This window comes from Staphylococcus pasteuri (genome assembly GCF_030547725.1).
In the GTDB taxonomy this organism is placed as follows: domain Bacteria; phylum Bacillota; class Bacilli; order Staphylococcales; family Staphylococcaceae; genus Staphylococcus; species Staphylococcus pasteuri.
Map to the genome: position 1 here is coordinate 241,541 of NZ_JAUOQO010000002.1, position 23,027 is coordinate 264,567.

The window sequence follows — 23,027 nt, forward strand, 5'->3', positions numbered from 1 at the left end:
CGTATATAACGGCATAATTGAATCCATTTGATAATTAAGCAGTAAGAATTCAATTAAGTTATCACAAATTGGTTTTATCAATACATCAATAATATAAATATTAATTGAAAAGTAAACACATAGAGTCTAAACGAATTTTATGATTTTGGAATGTTAAAGTACTGCACTGGTTAACAATAACGTCCAATATCAAAAGCCCAAACGTCACACTTTAAAGTTCCAAACTCATAAAACATTTTTATCACTTTCCAATAAATAACTACTTAAATTCACAATTTTCCTTGTTCAATATTTTATCATTATTTTACATAATACTTAAATAAATCGCACCTTTATTTCTCATATTTTTCTGACAAATATAAAAGCAATTAAACACTTATTTTTTAAAGTGTCCAATTGCTTTATTTCTTTTCCACAAATTATTTATAGAGCTTCTTCTTATCTTTATAATATAATTTTTCTCTTCTTTCTTCTCTCAATTTTGCTCGTGTTTTTAATTCTTCAGGCGAATTGAATTCATTTTGGCTGAGTAAAATCGAAGACTGTCTTGGCACATCATCTTTTCTATACATATAGGCGCCATTTCGATAAGCAGCACGCGCTACCAAATGCATTCCAACTGGAGATGTTAAATTAATAAAAACAAGTGATAATAATAATCTAACACTGAAAAATCCAGCGTTCATAGTAAAGTAGATTAATACACCAATGATAGTCAATAATACAGATAAAGTAGAACTTTTCGTTGATGCATGACTACGTAAGAAGACATCTTGGAATTTCACAATACCTATCGCACTAATCAATGCGATAATACTACCTAGAAAAATTAAAATAGCAGAGATGAGGCTAACGATTTCTTTTATTGTTTCCATTGAAAACGCTACCTCCTCCAATAAATCTAGAAATGGATACTGAACTAACAAATGAAATAATCGCTATTAACATAATTGAATCTAGAAACGATACAGTATCCATAATGACACTCATGACACCAACGATCGACATCACAACTGCACTTGTCGCATCGAATGAAACAACTCTATCAGCAGTGGTTGGTCCTTTAATTAACCTAAGCAGACATATTAATAATGCAATACCAAATATAACCAGAGCTGAAATAATAAAAAATTGAGTCAAAGCCTGTATCATCGTGTCACCTCCAAGATTAAATCTTCATATTGTTTAATATTACGTAATAAATTCTTCTTATCTTTATCTGTCACATCAATACTATGAATTAAAAACTTATTTGTGCCTTTCGATATACGTATCACTGTCGAACCTGGCGTGATAATAATCAATATAGTTAAAAATGTAATTGCCCAGTCGTTTTTCAAATTCGTTTCGTACGTTAATAAACCTGGGTTCATATCTTTAGTTTTAAATAAAATATAATTAATTGTACTAATACTAGCTGTAATCAATTGATATAAATAAACCATTAAAAATTTAAAAGCAACCCATATTTTTCTTAAATAAAATTCTTGTCCGAAAAAACGATGTAAAATATAAATCACGATAATACCAATGAGATAGCCTGAGAAGAAGGTTGTAAACTTGAATTCATCCTCGTCTTGGAATAATACCCACAAAAATGCAATAACAATATTTAGTACGACTTGATTCATCTAGTTACTTCCCTCCTTCAAATGTGTATTAACGTTTTGATGGAATTTATGTTCATCCATATTTAGTGATGTAGCATTTTCAGTCACTTGTAATACAAGCGGTGCCGCAATACCCATTAATAAAACGACTGCAACGAGTATACCTAGAATACCTGTACGATGTTTAGGTATCTTCTTGAAGTCTACTTCTTCACCATCTTGATCGCCAAAATACATCACAAATAATATTCTAAACAAGCTATACATAGCGATTAAACTTGTCACGATCATTAAACCTAGTCCAATGTAGTTACCATTTTCAATTGCACCTTTAAAAATAAGTACTTTCCCTGGGAATCCACTAAATGGAGGTACACCGCCAATAGCTAAAATCATAACGACAAATGCTATTCCAAAAAATGGCTCACGTTTGGCAAGTCCACTCAAGTAGTGATATTGACGATAGCCTGAAATGTAAACTAGGCTACCTACAATGAAAAATAATAACGTTTTAACGATAATATCATTTGCTAGATAGAAAATAGCGCCATTCACACCTGAAAAAGTGTTTGAACCTAAACCAAGAATGACAAATCCAATTGATAAAATAACTTGGTAGGCAGCGATTTTCTTAATATCTTTATAAGCTAATACACCAAAAGCGCCTATAATCATCGTTAAACATGACATAAAAATAAGTAATGGATGCGTCACATTTTCATGATGATGGAAGATTAATGTAAAGAAACGTATTAATGCATAGGCACCTACTTTAGTCATTAATGCTGCAAATAGTGCTGCTAGTTCTGTATTTAATACTGCATATGCTTTAGGTAACCACATGAATATGACAAGTGCTGCTTTAGAACTGAATGCAACAAGAAATATGAGTGAAATCATTGTCACAGTTTGATTATCTTGCATATGACTCAATCTTAATGCAACATGTGAAAAATTAAGTGTCCCTACTGTCTTATATAATAAGCCAATTGCGAAAAGTAAGAACCATGATCCAATAATATTTAATACGACATAAATAATGGCAGCACGTAATTGTTCTACAGATTGACCTAGCGTAACAAGTACAAAAGATGCAAGTAACATAATTTCAAACATCACATATAAATTAAATAAATCAGAAGTTAAGAATGCACCTATGACACCTACAGTTAAAAACAGAATAAATGATGGTAAATGAAATCGATTGACACGTTGTTCACCACGACCAAATCCATATGCCATGATTAAAGTAACGACAAAAGATGTTATGGTTACCATTAATAAACTTAATGAATCACCTAAAAACTGTATTCCAAATGGCGCTTTCCAACCCCCAAAGTCTAATGTGATGGGATGATGATTCATTACATAAATTAGTAATAATAATGAGATAATCGTATTCACTATCATTGTATTGATACAAAGAAATTTCGATACTTTATTTTTATCTTTGATAAATACTAGTATTAAAGCGCAAAGAAATGGGAGTAACATTGGCAATATTAATAAATTACTCATTATCTTCTTCACCCCTTAATACATTGATTTCATCTTCTTTTGTTACACGATATGTTCTATAAATTAATACAAGTAAAAATGCCGTCATACCAAATCCAATAACAATCGCTGTTAATACAATTGCTTGTAGTAGTGGATCCACAAAATGTTGATGACCGCCCTTAATAAGTGCTTCAGACATTCCAGGACCATATTGACCCATACTCATAATAATCAGATTACCGGCATGCGTATATATGGAAATACCAATAACAATTCTAATTAAATTAACCGATAGAATCATATACGTACCAATAAATACTAAAAATCCTATTACTAATAATAAAATGAGATTCATGATTTACCCCCACTTATTGATAGCATCACCGTTACAATAACACCAACAACGGTTAGTAATATGCCTAGTTCAAATAAAGTCACAGTAGTCGCATGAACGTGACCTATTAGAGGTAAAGCAATATCCGCTTCAGTTTGGTATAAAAATGGCTTCCCGAAAAATGTTGGTACAATAGCAGTCATTACTGATACTAAAGAACCTATAATCATTAACTTTTTAAAATCAATTGGCAAACTAATCAGTACCTGTTTAACATCAAACGCAAGGAACATAAGAATAAATGCCGAACTGAAAATCAAGCCACCAATAAATCCACCACCTGGATTATTGTGTCCCGCAAAGAACACATAGAATCCAAATGTTAATAAGATAAACACAACAATCTTAGTTACCGTTCGTAGCACTACATCATTCTCTTTCATCTTGTCCCCTCCGATCTTTATAAGTTAATAATGTATAAATCCCAAGTCCTGCGATAATCAATACTAGACCTTCAAATAAAGTATCTAGTGCTCTGAAATCTCCTAGGATAGCGTTAACTATATTTTTACCACCAGTTAATTTATCTGCATTTTCATAGAATTTAGATATTGTTGGCATACCGTCAGTTTGCTGAGTAATGAATATGAGTGAAACAACAGTAACCGCAGTAATCAATGACACAATGATTTTGATTGTTTCTTTTTTAATATTCGCTTTTGCTCTCGGAACGTTAGGTAATCTAGAAAAACTAACGATAAATAGTATAGTCGTTATTGTTTCAACTACTAGTTGTGTCAATGCTAAATCAGGTGCTTTCATCGCAATGAAGAATAATGTCACAGCGAATCCTATAACACCATTCAACACAACCATTGTCAGACGTTGTCTAATAAATATAAGTACAATTCCAATAATCAATGTAACAATTGATAAAATCACTTCTAATGGTCCAAAAGTAGATACATGCAACTCATGTACATGTGGAAAGCCTACACGAATATAGCCATACATAATTATGGCAACAAAGATAAGCAATGTAATGATAATGTAGTGGTTAAGTTTGTTTTTCATCAACATTCTTATACTATACCCAGAATAAGCTTCAAACTTTCTATAAATAGCCATGTAAGTATCTGTTATAGAAGCATGTTTGATTAATTTATGTGTTAAAGATTTCCAATCTACCATTAAAGCTAAAGCTATACCTACAACGATGACAATAATACTTAAAATAAGTGGTAAATTAATGCCGTGCCATTGTGAAATATGTGGTGCGATGTTATCCACTTGTGTACCTTTAGCTGTAACTGATCTTAAGGCTGGTAAAATGATGTGCTGACCAAAAAGATTTGGAATAACGAATATAATTGGTATTAATATCATTAATACTAATGCGGGCAAACTAAACGCTACAGGCTCATGAATATTTTTCTTAGTAAAATAATCTTTATTAAATTTGCCCCAAAATGTTTCTTTAATCATGTAAAGTGCATAGGTAAAGGTAAAGATACTAGCTATTACACCTATAGCAACAACAATAATCGTTAATGTAATATCAAATTGGTCTAAATGTATAGCCTTTACTAATGAATCAAAAAACATTTCTTTACTTAAAAATCCGTTTAAAAATGGCACTCCTGCCATAGATAATGCTGCTAGTAACATTGTGATATGCATTTTAGGGAACAGTTTACGCATTCCATTTAAATAACGTATGTCTCTCGTTCCAGCTTCATGATCGATTATACCTACACCCATGAATAACGCACATTTAAAAATAGCGTGATTCATTAAATGAAATAATCCGGCAAATAACACTAAAACATAATACTCTGATAATGAATCTGAAGGATGTTGTGCATAACCGCCGCCAATACCTACCATCGACATCATCATGCCTAATTGACTAATAGTTGAATACGCTAAAATCCCTTTTAAATCGTATTGTCTTAAAGCTGTAATAGAACCAAATAACATAGTTATTAAACCTACAAATGTCACAATATAAATATAGACATCACTTAATCCTAATACTGGAGTAAAACGGAATAATAAGAAAATACCCGCTTTTACCATAGTAGCTGAATGAAGATAGGCACTAACTGGGGTTGGTGCAGCCATTGCTTTAGGTAGCCATACATGAAATGGAAATTGTGCAGATTTGGTAAAGGCACCTAATAATATCATTAACATCATTGGCATAAATAAAGGATGATTAATAATATGATGACGTTGTGCAATAATCTCTGTAATCGTATTTGTTCCAGTCATCAAATACAACATAATAAATCCTGTCAATAATGCTAATCCACCAAATACAGTTATCATGAAGGACTGTATAGCTCCCAACTGACTATTACCATTATCATACCAATAGGATATAAGTAAAAATGATGAAACACTTGTTAACTCCCAAAAGATATACATCAAAATGGTATTATTTGAAAGCACAATTCCTAACATACTAAACATAAATAATAATAAATAAAAGAAGAATCTAGGTAGGTTATCCGTATGAGGCGATAAATATTGAGTAGCATAGAAAAATACCGCTACACCTATAAGTGAAATAATTAAAGCAAACATTAAACTGAGTCCATCTAGCCTCAAGTCAAAGTTAATATCTAGCGAAGTCATCCATGGAATATGCAACGTAATCATATGTTGCTGAACAATCTGTGGTATCTTCGCAATAAAATAGATTGATGAAATAATAGGGGCACATAGTGCTATATAACCTGCCAACGCATTCATTTTACGATGTAACATGGACAATAGCACTAGACCCATAATGGCTACTAATATCACCATTAGGTTTAACAAGCCCATCAAAAGCCTCCTTTTTAATTTATAAATTCAACGCAATAACAGTATTATTATGAGTTTTATCTTTAATACCAATAAACTTCATCGTTTCATGCGTTGTTTGGTGTCCTAAATATTTTTGAATAATAGAAATGGAAATACCTGATTGATAAGCGTGATAGGCAAATGTCTTTCTAAGTGTAGTTAACCCAACATGCGGTATATTAGATTCTTCAGCTGCCTTATGAATAATGCGATATGCTTGTTGCCTAGATAATCCCTTACCGGTTCTTAATGATTGGAATATAAGTTTATCTTCCTGAATTTGATAATGATTAATATAATCTTGTAACTCATTTCTTAAATCTGGGGGCAATAAAATTTGTATAGAGGGGTCAACATTGTCAATCCAAGTTGATTTGATATTTCCACTTTCAACTGACTTTAGTCTATGGACTTTCATATTTAATAATTCACATAACTTAACACCTGTATGTATCGCAAATTTAAATAATAAATAATCTCTTTGTGAACGAGATCGCAATATAGTGTACATTTTTTGTATGTCTTCTGTATTTCTAATAGGTTCTACTTGATTCATACGTCCTCCTGAAAAAAGTTTCTTATTCAATGATAAATCATATTTATGTAACATTAAAGCAGTTTGCTTAAAAATAAATTAATAAATAGTGTCCCTTTTAAAATTTACTTTCGATATATAAAGTGAAAGGAGGTCATTACAATGAATGAAGTTAACCAACTTGTAGTTGTTTTAACACGTGTCACTTATGATTCAGAAGGTAAAGCAACTCAACACAAACGTCGTTTTTCAAATTTAAAGCCCACTGCTACAGATGAACAAATCAAAACGTTTTCTTCTATTATTGAACGATTAACTGGAGAATCATTCGATAAAGTTGAAGCAATTAGAACTCAAGCATTAGTATAGGAGGACTAACATGAAGACTACATTAGATCTTATATTCAAAAATCAATTAGACAAACCTGTTAAGTTACAAATACCCGAAAATGACAGCTCTATAACTGAACAAATTGCAAAAGAATGTATGAAACAGTTATTAAAGTTAGATATTTTAAAATCAACTGAAGGCCCAATTAATAAAATCTATGCAGCGTATATCGTAACTAAAAATACTCAAATTCTTTTTGAAAACAAATAGATAGTGCCAATTTGATATTTAAACCGCTTCTCACTGAACAATGATTCAGTAAGAAGCGTTTTTTTATTATCATAGAATATGAATATTATGACCTCATATTTCTCTATATGATTTAACGCCATCTATTTTATATAACCCTTATTTCCGTTATAATTAATTCACTATATAAGAAATGAGTGACACACAATATGGCTTTTCTATACTTTTTAGGTATTTTTGTAGGTATGTTAATCCCAATACAGACTTCAGTGAATTCAAGACTTAGTCAATATACGAAGTCTTCTTTTTATGCTTCAACAATTTCTTTCGGTGTTGGCACAGTATGTTTAATTATTCTTAATTTAATCATTAATCCTCAAATGTTGGCGCCAAGCTTCCTTACTCATCAAGACATCAATTATCATTGGTTTATCGGTGGTTTATTAGGTGTATGTTTCTTAACAGGAAATTTATTATTATTACCTAGACTTGGTGCTGCGCTTACAGTAGTCATTACTGTGGCTGGTCAGATTATCATGGGTGTCACAATTGATACGTTAGGTTTGTTTGGTGCAAATGAACAATCATTCACCCTTTTTAAATCCGTTGGAATTATATTATTACTCATCGGTATATTATTAATGAATCAAATACCTAAAGACAAATTAATGGGGAAATCTAATTCTCGTTTATATATATGGTTAATTGTAGGATTTATTTTTGGTTGCGCACCTCCTATACAAACTACAATTAATAGTGCGTTAGCTAAAGAAGTTGATTCTTCTTTCTTTGCTTCCCTCGTCTCGTTCACTATAGGTACTATCGCCTTATTGATTTTGACTCTTATATTCCATAAAAGTTTAAAAGTACATCGTTCACATGAAAAATTAGGTCAAATTAAACCTGTTTATTTTGTCGGTGGTGTATTAGGTATGGCATTTGTCACTTCAAACATCGTATTAATGCCTTTTCTAGGTGCCGCTCTGACAACTATTGTAGGTATGCTAGGTCAAATGTTAATGGGTGTCATTATCGACCACTTTGGTTTACTAGGTACGCCTAAAAATAAGATCACTCTTCGTAAATGCATAGGATTAGTCTGTATCGCAATTGGCATTATACTATTACGTTTATTCTAATCGAGTTCTATTTATGAACTCGATTTTTATTTATTTTATTCATATTAACAATAAATTTATACAAAATTAAAATCTAATTTAATTTCAATATACCTCAATATAATATTGTATTGTATAATATATCCATCTATTTCCACGAGGTGAACTTATTGAATTTAAAAAAACTAACTATTTTTATTTTATCCATTCTATTGTTAATTATTTCTCTCTACTTTGGATTTTACTTCTATCATTCTTCTCAACAACAATCTCAATCCAATCAATTCAAAACTATAAAGGTTAAGCATAAGCTTTTATTATCTACAATAGGCACTCAAGAAGCAGTCAAAAGTTTTAACATTTACTATAATGATCAACTTGGTTACATCAACCAATTCTTAGTTAAAAATCAATCAAGTATCAAAAAAGATACACCCCTATTCGAATATTTTAACCCCTCTAAACAAAAACAACTTGAGCAACAACAACATTTAACCCTTTCCCAAATTCAAAAAGCATTTCCCAAGTTATCGATTCAACAACAACAACAATTACTTGAAAGAACTTTAATGACATCACAATTTGTTAAAGATAAATCTGAAACCCGTACAACCATTTATTCTCCAACTTCTGGAAAGGTACACTTATTTACTCAATCACCTTCAAAAAGTAACAACAAAATAATGCAAATTAATAGCCATGAACGCATCATCCGTGCTAATATATCAGAATCCGAAAAAGATAAATTAAGAATTAATCAAGATATTTCAATCTATTCTAATGATAAAAAAAGTTTTATAGGAAAAATAAAATATATCTCAGATATTCCACAACAAATTAAAAGTAACCAATCCACGTACCAAATTGAAATATCAACTCAACAACATTTCGCTATTGGTACACACTTTAAAATCAAACTTTTCTCAAATGATATTCTCGTCCCTAAAACAGCATTAATTGATAATAAATATGTACTTGTACAATTAGGTCATCGTTTAGTTAAACGACAAGTTACATATCAATTAACAGACCAAAAAAATATGATTAATGTTACACAAGGGTTAATGTTAAATGAAAAGGTCGTTGAAGCACCTTCAAAGTCACTACAAAGTTCTTATAAATAATTTATTTGTAATAATTATTGCAAAAACTTTACTTTTCAGTTGTTTTTTTATTAAATTACAGAAAATTTGAATTTGTTATGATAAATTTGTAATTGAAAAATGCTATATATATGAAAAAATGTTATACCATAATCAATAATTAGTTTTATAAACACTTATTTGTTTACTTCTTAAATTTATTTAGTTATAATTAACTAAATAATATAGCATTAAATATATTTCTTTAAATAAATTTAATACTAAATTATGGCAGACACTTCATATTTTTCAAAAAAGAGATATAAATATATAAAATCGGGTAAAGACACTTATAAAGGTATATGTAAGTGTATATAAATAGGGAGGTTTCAGTAATGGCTATTTCAAAAATAAATGATTGCTTCGAGTTACTAGCAATGGTCACTTATGCTGACAAATTAAAAAGTATTATCAAAAAAGAATTTTCAATTAGCTTTGAAGAATTCGCAGTTTTAACTTATATTAGTGAACACAAAGAAGAGGAATATTACCTTAAAGATATTATTAACCATTTAAACTATAAACAACCACAAGTTGTTAAAGCGGTTAAAAACTTATCACAAGAAGATTATTTCGATAAAAAACGTAACGAACATGATGAAAGAACTGTATTAATCTTAGTTAATACTAAACAACGTAAAAAAATTGATGAATTATTAAAACGTGTTAATAATCGTATTACAGAAGCAAACGACGAAAACGAAGTATAAGTCTCGTATTGAAGTATAGCTTTGTTAAAAGATACGCATATTTTAGCTACCAACTTAATATACTTTAATGTACGTATCTATTTTGCTTACCTATCTTGATAAAGATAGGTATTTTTTAATGATGAATTGTTTGGAAGATGATTAAAATGTGTCTGACATTAAAAAGGTTACTTATCATGATTTAGCATGATAAGTAACCTTTTTTGCTTATCTAAATAAACTATTTAGATATCCAATGTTCAATTGAACTTATAAAATCTAAGTATACATTTATAAATTTTTCTGGCTCTTCAATATGTGGTGCATGTCCTGACTCATTGAATATCATTTTAGTAATATTTTCAAAATGATCATCAACACAATAATTGATTTTATCTTTAATTAACGGATCATAGAAACCATTTATAATTAATGTTGGTACGTTAACCAACTGTGTAGCTTCTTGTTCTTCTGCATTAGAAGATATTAGAGCTCTAATCGCTATAGCACTTTCTTCTGCTGAAGGTCTGCTATACATTCTTTGATCTTGAAACCATTTCATTGTATTATCTTGTTCTTTAAATAGAAATGGAAATAATAATAACAACGCTTCGGATTTATTAAAACCAGCAACTAAATCTTGATGATCCACCATCAATTGTGTGAAACCATGAGCAATATCCTCCCTTTTAGAAGAAATCGCAGTTAACGAAATGGATTTAAAAGGATATTTTTCGGTGAAACGTTTTCCAATTAATCCGCCCATATCATGTCCTAAAATATGTGCCGAGCTTATGTCTAATTGATCCATTAACATATATAAGTCTTCAATGTGATCTTCTAAATCATACACTTCACATCGTGACGATTTCCCATGACCACGTACATCATAAGTTATGACTCTATAGCGGTCACTTAATTGTTCAGATAATTGTTTAAATGCTGCTAAGTTGCCATCTAATCCATGAATTAATACGATGGGAATGCCTTGCCCTACATCACGATAAGCAATTTCAATTTCATTGCTTAATTGAACTTTATCCATAGTGGCACCTCCCTTTAGTAATTACTATACCCATTTGAAAATATCTTTACGCCAATATTTAGAAGTTCTTAACAATTTATTGTTTAGAACTTCTTATGCATGAGCTTTAGCTCAGGCGTTCCTCTGCAACTTAGTAATTTTATTACTTAGAACTTCTTAGGGCGCTACTCTGAAATCTCTGATTTCTTAGTGTTGCCCCCGCAATGATGATTAGATAGTATTCAACTTACTTTAACCTTATAAATTTCTTGTTACATTTTTTCATTTAAATGTACGAACCTGGGACATAAAACAATGTCTCAGGCTACATTTAGTGTTCAAATAAAATAAAGAAAAGCCTTCATAAGACTTTTTCTTAATGAAGGCTTTAATATAGATTTATTAACTTTTTGTACGTTCTGATAATTTAATAGTGCAGTAAATAATTAATATCACTAATAAAATCCAAATGACTAATGAAAATATTTGTGCAACATCTGGATTTGAAACCATAGCATCAATCGTTTTTTGACAAACTAGCAATCCCAAACCAGTAAATTCTAATTTTCTAAAATAAATTCCGATTATAGCTAAAACAATTCCGACAAAGAAAACAAATTGATGACCATATATTGATATTGGAATAATCGACCAATTAAAATGGAAACCTTGCATCGTAATGAGTATAATCGCAATTGCTGCTATAATAAATCCAAATATCATTTCAAACCGGTTACTGTAGAGATAGTTCTTTTTATTAATTCTGACATAAATCCAAATTGATATTGGAAAAATAACTAAACAATAAAATAGACTGATACCAGTAATCGCCTGAAATTGAACATACTGTTTATCATATAAATAAGAAATCAGAATAAAATTAATGATAAAAAAGATAATAGGATTAAGTTCAAGAGCAAATAAATTACGTTGAATAATCAATATAATTTGTGCTGGAGATTTACCTCTATATTCTATATAATCTTGGTCTTTGGCTTCTGACTTTTGGATATCTACACGAAACTTTTCTTTTATATCATCAATTAGATTAGGCGACATACCTTTATGACTGAAATAGTCATTGATATTTTCAAGTAAAACTTTATCATTTACCCTCATATTAAGCTCCTTTAATAACACTTTCTTGATGTTCATTTTATTCGATAAACTACTTAAGAAGAAAACTTAAGCATACTATTTTCACTCTATACATAAATTTTAAAATATTAAACACGCTTTAATTACTATCAATATAGCATTGTAACATAATATTTTCGTGATTTCTTTACACTTAAATTTAATTTTATACTAATGGTTAAGTTTATCCTAGATAAAATAAACTAATTTTATTTATTCAAAACACAAAATAACCGACAAACATATATTCAAAATATTGATGTACACCTTTAAAGTTGAACTAAGTTCCTAACTTTATGACATGTATATCATTTATGAATATGTTTATCGGTTATTAGCTATTTTAAACGCTATTTTATTTACCTAAATCCACTCTATAAAGTTTTACATTTTTATCTTTAGGTGAATTTGAGCTAAATTGATAGCTTGCATTTTTATCTTGGATATAACCAAAGTTACCAGTTACTTTATTATAATGTACACGGCTTACAGCACTAGGGCTTACATTTTGTTTAACTGATTTATATGTTGGTCCGTCAGCTTTATTATAAGTCATAGATACACGTGTCACGTGACCTTTATCTTTTTTGCCATCTGCTGTAACTAATAGAACGCCTTTATGTGTTCTAAATTCATAATAGTGTTCTGACCCATTTTCATTATAAGAATAAATTGGATGACTATATTTATTTAAAACACTTTGAATAGACTCGCCTATTTTAACATTTTCTAATGATTGATCGCCTTGAGTGATTTGTTGAACGGTTTGAAGTGAATTTCCAGTTGCTGCTTCAACGTGATTAACGTTTACTCCTGTGACAACTAGACCTGAAACAAGTAATGATGCCATTAGCTTTTTCATAAGCACACGCTCCTTTTTATCAATATCTCTTTCTTGTGCTTACTGTTAGTATACTATAAATATTACTAAAATGACAATAATATTACAAAAATATTACAAATTTCATTCTAAAGTCTTACATAAACCCTTCATTAAACCAATGTTTACATTGTTTATCAACGTATGTGTTGCTTGATAAATGTGGATACATCATCAATAAACTTATGTTCTTCTTCTACAAATGGATATAAACTAGAAGCACTATACACTAAAAATTCTCCGTGTACTATTAAATCTAATACTTCTTTCGCTTCTAATGTTGTTGTTCTTTCTCCATATTCTCCAGCAATAATTAGCGTCGGTGCCTCTACTTCTGAAAATACTTCAGCAATACCCTTAGATTTAAATACCTCTTCGATAGCTTGTATTTCCTCTTTTGTTGAAATAGCATTCGTATCTTCTACATGTTTTAAAAATTTATTCATTTTACGTGGTTTGTAATATTTTTTATTATTTAAAAATTTAGACTGTTCCTCATCATTCCAATTACGTATTTTATGAGCATATTTTCTAAATAATCGTTCTTCAGGTAATTCTCCCTCAACAGATGTAGGATTAACTAAAGTTAATGAAGAAACATAGTCAGGATATCTTACAGCCAAATCAGATATAATCATAGTAGCTAGTTCATGGCCAATAAATGCAGCTTGGTCTATGTATATGTAATCTAATAATGCGATAATGTCATCTGAAAACTCTTTAAATATTATGTTTCTAGGCTTATCAGAGTATCCATGCCCTCTTAAATCGATCAACACCACTTGAAATGATTTAGCAAGCTTTTTAGCCAAATTATTAAAAACAGAATAATTATCGTATGCTGTATGAACAAGCACTACAGGATAACCCTCGCCTAACGTATTGTAGTGTAATGTTGTTCCATCATTTCTAGTAAATAAATCCATTAGATTGTTCTCCTTCTAAGTTAAAGTTTTTCGGTAATATATCTAATAATTCTTCGATTGTTGTAATTGTAAAATCTACTTCTTCTTTAAGAGGCTCTATTTCAGCATATTCTTGTTTATACCATACACTTACCATTCCCATGGCACGTGCAGGTGCGACATCATTTAAAGCATCGTCTCCGACATACATAATCTCCTCTGCTTTAACATCAAGTTGATCAATCATATCTTCAAATATTTTTGGATGGGGTTTTCGATAACCTACTGTTTCAGAAGTAGATAAGTAATTAATCACATGCATAATACCTAAAGAATGTAATCTGAATTGCTTTATTTTTGATTTTCCATTAGCTATAACACCAATAAGATAGTCAGCATTAGACAATCTCTCCAAAGTGTATAACGTGTCATAATAAGGAAAGACATAACGATAGAAATGCATCTCAAAATCATTAAATAAATCTTTCCAAGTTAATCTATCAATATGAAATTGTTTTATAATTTCTTTATACAAATCAGGTTTATCATTGTCTTCATCATCATCTAACTCGATAAATTTATTTTTAAAATCAGCAAGCTGTACATGGACAAAATAATCATGAAATCTTTCATATTGTTCTTCTATAAATTTCTCACGTGATTTTACTCGATCTAGCAATGTTCCTTCTAAATCAAAGACAATTGCTTTTATATGACTCAAATCCATCTTAGTAACCTCTTCATAGTTTATTAATTCCTATTTTAGCAAATGAATAGGATTAGCGTAATACTTTATATTGAGATAATAATATATAACATAATACTGGTATACCTAGTAATGCCATGACTATACTGGCTGGTATTTGTATTGGATGAATAACCGTACTTCCTATGAAATCTGCCATTATCATAACAGTAGCCCCAATGATTGTATTCAAAATCATCTGTGTTCCTAACTCAAAACGCCAATAATAACGACGGACTAATTGTGGCACAATCATACCTATAAAGCCGATAATGCCCACATAGGCTACGACAACTGCCGTTATAATTGAAGCTATAGTAAGTACTATAAATGCAATACGTTGAACATTTAAACCTAAAGACTGTCCCTTCAATTCACCCAGTTGCAATAATTTAATAGAATGGATTAATAAGGATAAACATACAATAGCTACAACTAATACGGTAGCTATCACTATATTATTTTCAATTTCAGCAGAGGCAAATCCTCCAAATAAATAGTTGGCTACTGAATTTAGTTTTTGTGGCTTAATTAAAATCAAAATATATAATAAAGCATTAAATAAGGCACCTATCATCAAACCAATGAGTACTAAAACTCGCACAGGATACCCCTGAGATAATGCCATAGTTAGTCCTAACACTATTACAAGTGTAATAAGACTAAAGCCAATAGAGAAAAAAGGAATCCATAAGAAACTTAAACCAAGAAAAAGTGCTAAACCTGAACCAAATGTTGCTCCACTTGCTAACCCCAACGTAAAACTATCAGCTAATGGATTATTAAGTACAGTCTGAAACATTTGACCTGCTAAAGTTAAAGTTGCTCCCGTAAGTACAGCTTCCATCACTCTTGGTAATCTAACTTTCAATAAAATAGTTTGATTAAATGGATCTGATAAATCACCAATTTGCCATACCAAACTTATTAAAGTAATCACTATTAATAATAATGTCCATATTAAAATTGTTTTCAACTTTTTCATTTTATTCTCTTTCCTATTTACAATATAGATATCGTGCTCATCATAACAAATTTTAAATAAAAAAAGTACTAGCCATTCAAGTTACCTACCTATCTAAAAACTTTACTTATAGGCCTGACATGTTTCTGCTAGTACTTTTAAATTTATATTATTTTTTATAAATAGCGTCTCTTAATTCTTTTAATCCATCATCAATTCTAGGTCCTGGTCGTGATATTTCGTCACCATTTACCGTTTCAATGCGATTGTGTTTTACCCCATTCGTTTTATCGAATCCACCACGTTTTTCGATAATTTTTTTATAATCAGATTGAGACATTCCTTCAGTTGAAATAAATATATCTGGATTGTGCTTTATAATGCTTTCTTTGCTTACAGATTTCCAACCTTCAATATCATTAAAGCTGTTTTTAGCTTGAAGTTTGTTTAACATATCATTAAAGAAAGTATGCTGACCTGCTGTGTAAATATCTGGTTTTGATGATACTTCAATAAATACATTTTGTTTTTTATGATGCTTTGGAATAGATTGCACTACTTTATTTACATTGTCTTTCGTTTCTTTGACTAATTGATTCGCTTGTTTTTCTTTATGCGTTAACTTTCCTATAGATTTAAATGTATCGTATGTTTCATCAATTGATTGAGCATCTTTCACATAGACGACCTTAATCCCGTCTTTTTTTAGTGAATCTAATACTTTTCCAGATGATGATTTTTGTGATTCGTGCGCAAGTATTAAATCAGGTTTTGCTTTTAATAACGCTTCTTTATTTAAGTTCATTGAATCAAATTGCTTTTTCCCTTTTTTAACATTTTTAGGGTAATCATCTACTGTAGATACACCTACTACATTGTCTCCTAAACCAAGTTCATATAGAATTTCTGTGTTGCTTGGCATTAGCGAAACGATTCGATGATATGGTGATTTTCCATCAGAAGCTTGTTTATCTTTATTATTAGATGATTTAGAATCATTACCTTGACTGCAACCTGCTAGAATTAAAATTGTAGCTATCATGACTATCCACAAATGACGTTTCATATATTCTCATTCCATTCAGTTTAATTTTTATATGTATAATCTTTCTTTTAATCATATCAAATTCTATACAAATTTCATTAGGTTTTTCATTTTTTCAAAATATAATTTATTTTTACATTGATTTTAAACAAAAATGAGGTTGAGACATAAAGTTTTTGTGCTCTGGGAAACCGATTAACGGCGTCCCAAAAGCAGGATTTTCGGCAGAAGCTCTCACGATTCGACAAAATTTGAGAAACAATTTTGCTCATCGTTCGGTTCTGCTCAAATCCTAAGCGCTTTTGTCCCGACCTCTTTGTTTTAATCTATTACTTATTATCTTCAGTGATGACTTTTTGATCCCATTTTCCAAATTGATAATATGAGACTGCAAAGATACTACTTATAATAAAACCAATTCCCATACCTATAGCAATACCATTTTGACCAAACATTTTTGAAAAAAGCTCAGTTAATGGAAATCTTAGTATCCAGAATGAGATGATATTTAAAATTAACACTTGATACATGGCTCCTGATGCTCTCACAATACCATTAAACACAAAATTTAAGCCTAAGAATGGATAACAAAGCGCTACAATTCTCAAGTAATGACTACCAAAATTAACGGCTTCAGGATCTTGAATAAAGAATCTAATTGCAACATCTGCAACTAAAATAACAATTAATGCAATCGTAGTCATAATCATGAAATTATATAATGCAGATACTTTGGCAATTTGTCTAACTCTTTTCCAATCACCAACACCAATATTTTGACCTGCCATACTATTTACCGCCGTTCCAAGTGCCATTGCCGGTAACATGATTAAACTATCTAATCTTTGAGATGCACTAAAACCAGCTACAGTATCTCCACCAAATTGAGTCACTACACTTAAAATAGCTGCATTACCGCCTTGAATAACAGCCATTTGTAGACCGGCTGGTATCCCTAATTTTAATATTAATAACACTTGCTCTATAGATGGTACTTTAGGAATGGTGAAAGGAACTAATTCGTGTTTCATTGAATGATATAAACTATAAATAAACGCTAGACCTTGAGATACAACTGTTGAAAGTGCCGCACCCGCTATGCCTAACTGAAATCCACCTATAAATAATGGCGCTAAAAAAGCATTGAGTACAACAGCTAGAAAAACGATACGCATCGGTGTTTTACTATCTCCAAGCGCACGTGACACTGTATTTACAAAATTATATCCGAATAAGAATAAAATACCTAAAAAGCTTATTTGTAAATAGGTATTAGCTTGTCCTAATAAAGACTCCGGTGTTCCCATCAATAATAATAATTGCTTTGAAAAGATAAATCCAAGGGCACCAAAAATAATTGCCATCGTTGTCATAACAACAACAAAGGCATTCAAATATTGTTTTAAACCTTGATAATCTTTTTTACCGAAAAATTGAGACAATATCGTTAATACTGCGTTATTGAGACCAATAATAAAAGAAAGCATTGTAAGTAAAATCGTCGTTGAAATTGCAACTGCACCTAAAGCATGTGCACCTAATAAATTACCTACCCATAAACTCGCAATAATCTGAAACGAAGATTGAAGAAGGTTTGTAAGCATGATTGGTCCTGAGAAAAAGAATAAAGATTTAAATATATTACCATGTGTAAAATCTCTTTGATTACTTGGCATGAAACCACCCTCATTCATAGTAATTAAACAAGCGACTCATATTATCATTTGATTATAACTTTTTTATCTTACTTATTCACTAGGATAATGTCAATTTGTTAAATATAAGTCCCCTTTTTTAAGAACTAATTTATAGTTGCTGATGAGTTTATACAAAATAAAACTGTATTATAAGCTACAAAGCTCGTAACACAGTTTTAAAAAATTAGTATTTGATTTAAGATTGAGTTGTCTCACCTTTAGGATTAGGTCCATATTGGTTTGTTCCTTTTTCACTGTCTTGTATGCAATAGATTAAAGACATAATTGAAATGACAATAGCTAGTATTACAAACGCAAAAGAAATCACACCTAAAATACCAATTAAAATATGGTTATCTTGGTTTATTTGGTAATTAAAATTAAATAAGTTGATAATATTATTACACAATGAAAGAATTGTTAAAATTAGAAAGATAACTGGAATAGTCTTTCCTTTACCTATATCATGAAATCTTCTTACTGATAGTGTAAAAATAACAAAATAAATTAATAAAGCAATCACATTAAATAAAATACCGATTACTATTGTCAAACTACCTGTAATATTAGTTAAGGAACTAAGAATTGCTTCTAGTATAATTAATAAAATAAAATTACCCAACAAGGCCCACCAGAAATCTTTTCTTCGAGTTCGTCCTTCTAATATCAAGGCGTTTTGCCAAGATTTTTTGAATGCATTAATCATAATTAATCTCCTTTATTTTTAACTTTTTTAGGGTTGGGACCATACTGATTCGTTCCTTCTTCACTATCCTTAACACAGTAAACTAGAGCCATAATTGAAATGACAATAGATGCTATTGCAAGAATTATTGAGACAATAGCTATAATTATTAATAATGCTACATTTGAATCAGAAATTTGAGAAATCCATTTATAATCCTCACTAATCTGATATATAGGGGATAGTAATGTTAAAACCAAATAGATGATTGGTATTGTTTTTCCTTTACCTATATCATGAAATCGTCTCACTGATATCGAAAACATAGGTATTGCCAGCACAACATAAAATATATAAAACACAATATCGTATAAAACTTTACCATTTTCCATATGTGCAAAAACTAATGCAGCAATAATCGCCATGATTATTAAACAAATAATATTTAATAAAGCACCTAACCAAAAATCTTTGCGTCGTGTCCGTCCTTCACACGTAAAAGCATATTGCCAAAACTTTTTATATGCATTAATCATAATCATTTCTCCTATTTTTTCTTATCTCCTATTATATAATTTATATATTGTTTTTCAAACGTTTTCAAAATAATAGTAATTTATAGTTATGATTAATTTTAAAATGATTATTATATGATTAAAGTTCACAAAATCAAAGAATACCAATACTTATCATAATTCTTTATATACAATATTTTATTCAAAATACGGATCTAAAAAGGTATAATGTGTGCCATTTTTAATATTGAAGTAGTTCTTTCCAAAGTTATCTAACAAAGCATGAAATTCATTAGCATCTTGATTCGTAAAAGTACTTGGTAATTGAATTTCTTTTTTAAACTTATCATAACTATCAGTATTAGAATATCCTAATTTGGCATACAAACGTCTCGTATAACTATCTGGAATAAATTCTATTCCACCAAAAATGTAAACTATTAATACGTCAGCCGTTTCACTGCCGACGCCTCTAATTTTTAATAATTCCTTTCTCAAATCGTCTCCAAATTTTGAAACAATAGCCTCATAATTAAATTGATAATCATTTAACCATGATAATAAAGCATGTATAGCCTTCCCTTTATTTTTATAGAATCCACTCGATTTAATGATTTGTTGTAAGTCTTCTAGTGGTATATCTAAAATATGTTGTGGGTTAAAATTTGTCTCATGTTTTAAAGATGTTAAGGCTAAGTCCGCATTTTTCCAATTTGTATTTTGGACGAGTATTGCTCCTAACATCATTTCTATTTCACTGGCGGCAGGCCACCAATGTTGAGGCCCCATATTTTGATATAGAATGTCATATAACTCTTGTGTGTGTAACAATTTTTCACCACTTTCTAGTTCTTTATATTAAAAATACCCCTATAACCGCAGCTATAAGGGTATTTGAGACAATTTGTTTTATACTATTTACTACATTGTTTCTGGAGCTGACACACCAACTAATGCTAAAGCATTATTTAATGTTATTCTTACCGCTTCTATTAATGCAACATGTGCTTTTGTTTTTTCAATGTCATCTGTAAGTACTTTTTCAGCATTATAGAATTTATGGAAATGAGAAGCTAAATCTTGAATGTAATTAGTCATACGATGTGGTGCTCTTGATTCTGCAGCACTTTCAATCGTAGTTTCAAATTCAGCTACTTTTTTCAATAATTCAATTGCTTTGTCATTAGTAATTTTTGAAAAATCAACATCAGTACTAACCTCAATACTTTGATCTTTAGCTTGTTTCAAGATAGAACAAATACGAGCATGCGCATATTGTGCATAATACACTGGATTGTCTTGAGATTGTTCTTTTGCTAATTCCATATCAAAATCAAAGTGTGTATCTGGGCTACGCATAGTTAAGAAGTAACGCGCAGCATCCACACCAACTTCATCCATAATTTCGCGTAAAGTAATCGCGTTGCCTGTACGTTTACTCATTTTAACTTCTTCACCATTTTGCATTAAACGTACCATTTGCATGATTTGAATTTCTAATCGGTCACTGTCTACACCAAAAGTTTCAAGTGATGCTTTCAAACGATTAATATAACCGTGATGATCAGCACCCATTAAATCGATTAAAATATCATTTCCACGTTGAACTTTATCAAAATGATAGGCAATGTCAGGTAAGAAATAAGTGTAATTGCCATCTTTTTTAATTAAAACTCTATCTTTGTCATCTTTAAAGTCAGATGTACGTAACCAAGTCGCACCATCTGCTTCATAGGTATAGCCTAATTCATTCATTTTAGCTAATACTTCTTTAATTTCTCCTTTTTCATAAAGAGATGTTTCGCTAAACCAACTATCAAAATGAGTATGGAAATCTGATAAATCTTTTTTCAATTTAGACATTTCATAATCGACACCTAGCTGTCTAAATGTCTTCAAACGTTCTTCATCGCTATAATCTTTAATTTCTGGTTGTTTATCAGCTAAATCTTTACCAATTTCAATAATATCTTTGCCGTTATATCCATCTTCAGGCATTTCATGACTGTTATCACCTAACGCCTCAAAGAAACGTGTTTCGATAGAGCGCGCAAGATTAGAAATTTGATTACCAGCATCATTAATATAATATTCACGAGTTACATTATATCCAGCAGCAATTAAAATATTAGCTAGCGTGTCACCAACAGCCGCATTTCGTGCATGACCGATATGTAAATCACCAGTTGGGTTGGCTGATACATATTCAAGTAAAATATTTTTGTTTTTAGATGTTTCTGCATTCCCAAATTGATGTCCTTTTTGGATTGCTTCTGGAATGATGTCAGTTAAGTATTGATTGTCTAGATAGAAATTAATAAATCCGGGTCCTGCAATATCAATTTGTTTAACATGTGCTTTACTAGCATCTAAGTTGTCGACAATCGCTTGAGCAATGTCTCTTGGATTACGTTTAGCAATTTTAGTTAATACCATTGCGATATTTGTTGAATAATCTCCATTCTTTACATCTTTAGGTATTTCAATTTTAATTTCTGGAATATCTTCTGCTAATTCAGCTTTTTTAATACTTGCTTCTATTTCTTGAATAAGCGTCTGCTTTACTTGATCGATAATATTCATTAGCCTAACTCCTTATAATTTATTTCATATTGGTATGAACCCATTTTTTCTTCATTTTGATATAGTTCGTAATGTACTTTCAGTTTACCACCATCTGGTGTTACAAAATGTAGAATACTTAACGTTTTAACATTTAATGGAATACGTCCAGCTGGTATATCGTAAAGGGTCGTTGTTTCCGCACCTTCTACAAAATGAAAGTTCATATTAATGTCGCCTTTACGGATCAATTTTACGCCGTCGTCCTCTATCTTAATCGTTACATTCACTTTGGCATCATCTATATTTTCGTTATATCTAATGATGTGAGACTGACGCTTGTGCCATGATCCCTCAGTAGTAAAATCAAACTTCTCTTTATCGCCGTTCTGTTTAATAATTTGTTTCGTTTGAATTTTTACATTATTTTCCAATTTACTACTCCCTTATTCTACACAATAATACATGATATTATAGCATAATTGCCCTATTGCTTGTAGTATTGGC

Annotated in this window: 26 protein-coding genes; 5 read left to right on the plus strand and 21 right to left on the minus strand. The window is 30.4% G+C overall.

The genetic code is table 11. The features are described from left to right. Positions 1–419: 419 nt before the first annotated feature. Genes mnhG2 through Q4528_RS03325 form a run of 8 tightly spaced genes read right to left on the minus strand, consistent with a single transcriptional unit; the run spans position 420 to position 6,853 of the window. Complete coding sequence (gene mnhG2, locus Q4528_RS03290; RefSeq protein ID WP_017637194.1) at positions 420–875, minus strand: Na+/H+ antiporter Mnh2 subunit G; 456 nt, start codon at positions 873–875, stop codon at positions 420–422. After that, positions 850–1,152 carry a Na+/H+ antiporter Mnh2 subunit F gene (mnhF2, locus tag Q4528_RS03295; protein WP_303520524.1) on the minus strand — a complete coding sequence of 101 codons (303 nt, stop codon included), beginning with the start codon at positions 1,150–1,152 and terminating at the stop codon, positions 850–852. The genes mnhG2 and mnhF2 overlap by 26 nt, the downstream gene beginning before the upstream one ends. Further along, on the minus strand, positions 1,149–1,631 hold the full coding sequence (gene mnhE2 / locus Q4528_RS03300) for a Na+/H+ antiporter Mnh2 subunit E (protein WP_029056408.1): 483 nt from the start codon (positions 1,629–1,631) through the stop codon (positions 1,149–1,151). Before mnhE2 ends, mnhF2 begins: the two co-directional genes overlap by 4 nt. Continuing rightward, complete coding sequence (gene mnhD2 / locus Q4528_RS03305; RefSeq protein ID WP_096807880.1) at positions 1,632–3,131, minus strand: Na+/H+ antiporter Mnh2 subunit D; 1,500 nt, start codon at positions 3,129–3,131, stop codon at positions 1,632–1,634. After that, positions 3,121–3,465 carry a Na+/H+ antiporter Mnh2 subunit C gene (mnhC2, locus tag Q4528_RS03310; protein WP_017637190.1) on the minus strand — a complete coding sequence of 115 codons (345 nt, stop codon included), beginning with the start codon at positions 3,463–3,465 and terminating at the stop codon, positions 3,121–3,123. Before mnhC2 ends, mnhD2 begins: the two co-directional genes overlap by 11 nt. Next, positions 3,462–3,887, minus strand: coding sequence for a Na+/H+ antiporter Mnh2 subunit B (mnhB2, locus tag Q4528_RS03315; protein WP_017637189.1), 426 nt, complete (start codon positions 3,885–3,887; stop codon positions 3,462–3,464). The genes mnhC2 and mnhB2 overlap by 4 nt, the downstream gene beginning before the upstream one ends. Continuing rightward, on the minus strand, positions 3,874–6,276 hold the full coding sequence (gene mnhA2, locus Q4528_RS03320; RefSeq protein ID WP_017637188.1) for a Na+/H+ antiporter Mnh2 subunit A: 2,403 nt from the start codon (positions 6,274–6,276) through the stop codon (positions 3,874–3,876). The genes mnhB2 and mnhA2 overlap by 14 nt, the downstream gene beginning before the upstream one ends. A 19-nt stretch (positions 6,277–6,295) precedes the next feature. Continuing rightward, positions 6,296–6,853: a tyrosine-type recombinase/integrase gene (locus Q4528_RS03325; RefSeq protein WP_017637187.1), complete on the minus strand. Its 558-nt coding sequence runs from the start codon at positions 6,851–6,853 to the stop codon at positions 6,296–6,298. Between the two features lie 141 nt (positions 6,854–6,994). Between Q4528_RS03325 and sroA the strand changes: the two genes are divergently transcribed. The 5 genes from sroA to sarA all read left to right on the plus strand — a co-directional run bounded on the left by sroA (position 6,995) and on the right by sarA (position 10,382). Beyond that, a complete protein-coding gene (gene sroA, locus Q4528_RS03330; RefSeq protein WP_017637186.1) occupies positions 6,995–7,201 on the plus strand; it encodes a sigS mRNA-stabilizing protein SroA in 207 nt (68 codons plus the stop codon). Between the two features lie 10 nt (positions 7,202–7,211). Continuing rightward, entirely contained in the window at positions 7,212–7,433 is a 222-nt protein-coding gene (locus Q4528_RS03335) for a DUF2922 domain-containing protein (RefSeq protein ID WP_046466410.1), read from the plus strand. Between the two features lie 188 nt (positions 7,434–7,621). Next, positions 7,622–8,551: a DMT family transporter gene (locus tag Q4528_RS03340; protein ID WP_303520529.1), complete on the plus strand. Its 930-nt coding sequence runs from the start codon at positions 7,622–7,624 to the stop codon at positions 8,549–8,551. A 140-nt stretch (positions 8,552–8,691) separates the two neighbouring features. Next, a complete protein-coding gene (locus tag Q4528_RS03345) occupies positions 8,692–9,654 on the plus strand; it encodes an efflux RND transporter periplasmic adaptor subunit (protein WP_232515333.1) in 963 nt (320 codons plus the stop codon). 353 nt (positions 9,655–10,007) lie between these two features. Then, a complete protein-coding gene (gene sarA, locus Q4528_RS03350) occupies positions 10,008–10,382 on the plus strand; it encodes a global transcriptional regulator SarA (protein WP_029056403.1) in 375 nt (124 codons plus the stop codon). A gap of 220 nt (positions 10,383–10,602) precedes the next feature. On the opposite strand, the gene Q4528_RS03355 is transcribed toward sarA, so the two are convergent. The 13 genes from Q4528_RS03355 to Q4528_RS03415 form a co-directional block, all read right to left on the minus strand. Beyond that, positions 10,603–11,406 carry an alpha/beta fold hydrolase gene (locus Q4528_RS03355; RefSeq protein ID WP_303520531.1) on the minus strand — a complete coding sequence of 268 codons (804 nt, stop codon included), beginning with the start codon at positions 11,404–11,406 and terminating at the stop codon, positions 10,603–10,605. Positions 11,407–11,787: 381 nt separating this feature from the next. Further along, positions 11,788–12,504 carry a hypothetical protein gene (locus tag Q4528_RS03360; RefSeq protein ID WP_070452627.1) on the minus strand — a complete coding sequence of 239 codons (717 nt, stop codon included), beginning with the start codon at positions 12,502–12,504 and terminating at the stop codon, positions 11,788–11,790. Between the two features lie 373 nt (positions 12,505–12,877). Further along, on the minus strand, positions 12,878–13,384 hold the full coding sequence (locus Q4528_RS03365) for an SA0570 family protein (RefSeq protein ID WP_017636350.1): 507 nt from the start codon (positions 13,382–13,384) through the stop codon (positions 12,878–12,880). A 155-nt stretch (positions 13,385–13,539) separates the two neighbouring features. Beyond that, positions 13,540–14,328: an alpha/beta fold hydrolase gene (locus Q4528_RS03370; RefSeq protein ID WP_072291860.1), complete on the minus strand. Its 789-nt coding sequence runs from the start codon at positions 14,326–14,328 to the stop codon at positions 13,540–13,542. Then, a complete protein-coding gene (locus tag Q4528_RS03375) occupies positions 14,312–15,034 on the minus strand; it encodes an HAD family hydrolase (protein WP_029056399.1) in 723 nt (240 codons plus the stop codon). The genes Q4528_RS03370 and Q4528_RS03375 overlap by 17 nt, the downstream gene beginning before the upstream one ends. Before the next feature lie 52 nt (positions 15,035–15,086). Next, positions 15,087–16,037: a FecCD family ABC transporter permease gene (locus tag Q4528_RS03380; RefSeq protein WP_046466404.1), complete on the minus strand. Its 951-nt coding sequence runs from the start codon at positions 16,035–16,037 to the stop codon at positions 15,087–15,089. Between the two features lie 148 nt (positions 16,038–16,185). After that, positions 16,186–17,082: an ABC transporter substrate-binding protein gene (locus Q4528_RS03385; RefSeq protein WP_029056397.1), complete on the minus strand. Its 897-nt coding sequence runs from the start codon at positions 17,080–17,082 to the stop codon at positions 16,186–16,188. Between the two features lie 308 nt (positions 17,083–17,390). Further along, complete coding sequence (locus Q4528_RS03390; protein WP_046466403.1) at positions 17,391–18,737, minus strand: MATE family efflux transporter; 1,347 nt, start codon at positions 18,735–18,737, stop codon at positions 17,391–17,393. 217 nt (positions 18,738–18,954) lie between these two features. Then, entirely contained in the window at positions 18,955–19,464 is a 510-nt protein-coding gene (locus Q4528_RS03395; RefSeq protein WP_029056396.1) for a DUF805 domain-containing protein, read from the minus strand. 2 nt (positions 19,465–19,466) lie between these two features. Further along, the gene (locus Q4528_RS03400) at positions 19,467–19,979 is read right to left on the minus strand and encodes a DUF805 domain-containing protein (RefSeq protein ID WP_017636357.1); all 513 of its coding nucleotides are present in this window, start codon (positions 19,977–19,979) and stop codon (positions 19,467–19,469) included. A gap of 177 nt (positions 19,980–20,156) precedes the next feature. Next, the gene (locus tag Q4528_RS03405; protein ID WP_017636358.1) at positions 20,157–20,789 is read right to left on the minus strand and encodes an endonuclease III domain-containing protein; all 633 of its coding nucleotides are present in this window, start codon (positions 20,787–20,789) and stop codon (positions 20,157–20,159) included. Positions 20,790–20,879: 90 nt separating this feature from the next. Continuing rightward, positions 20,880–22,541 carry an arginine--tRNA ligase gene (gene argS / locus Q4528_RS03410; RefSeq protein WP_017636359.1) on the minus strand — a complete coding sequence of 554 codons (1,662 nt, stop codon included), beginning with the start codon at positions 22,539–22,541 and terminating at the stop codon, positions 20,880–20,882. Next, positions 22,541–22,954 carry a YwiB family protein gene (locus Q4528_RS03415; RefSeq protein WP_017636360.1) on the minus strand — a complete coding sequence of 138 codons (414 nt, stop codon included), beginning with the start codon at positions 22,952–22,954 and terminating at the stop codon, positions 22,541–22,543. The genes argS and Q4528_RS03415 overlap by 1 nt, the downstream gene beginning before the upstream one ends. Positions 22,955–23,027 lie beyond the last annotated feature (73 nt).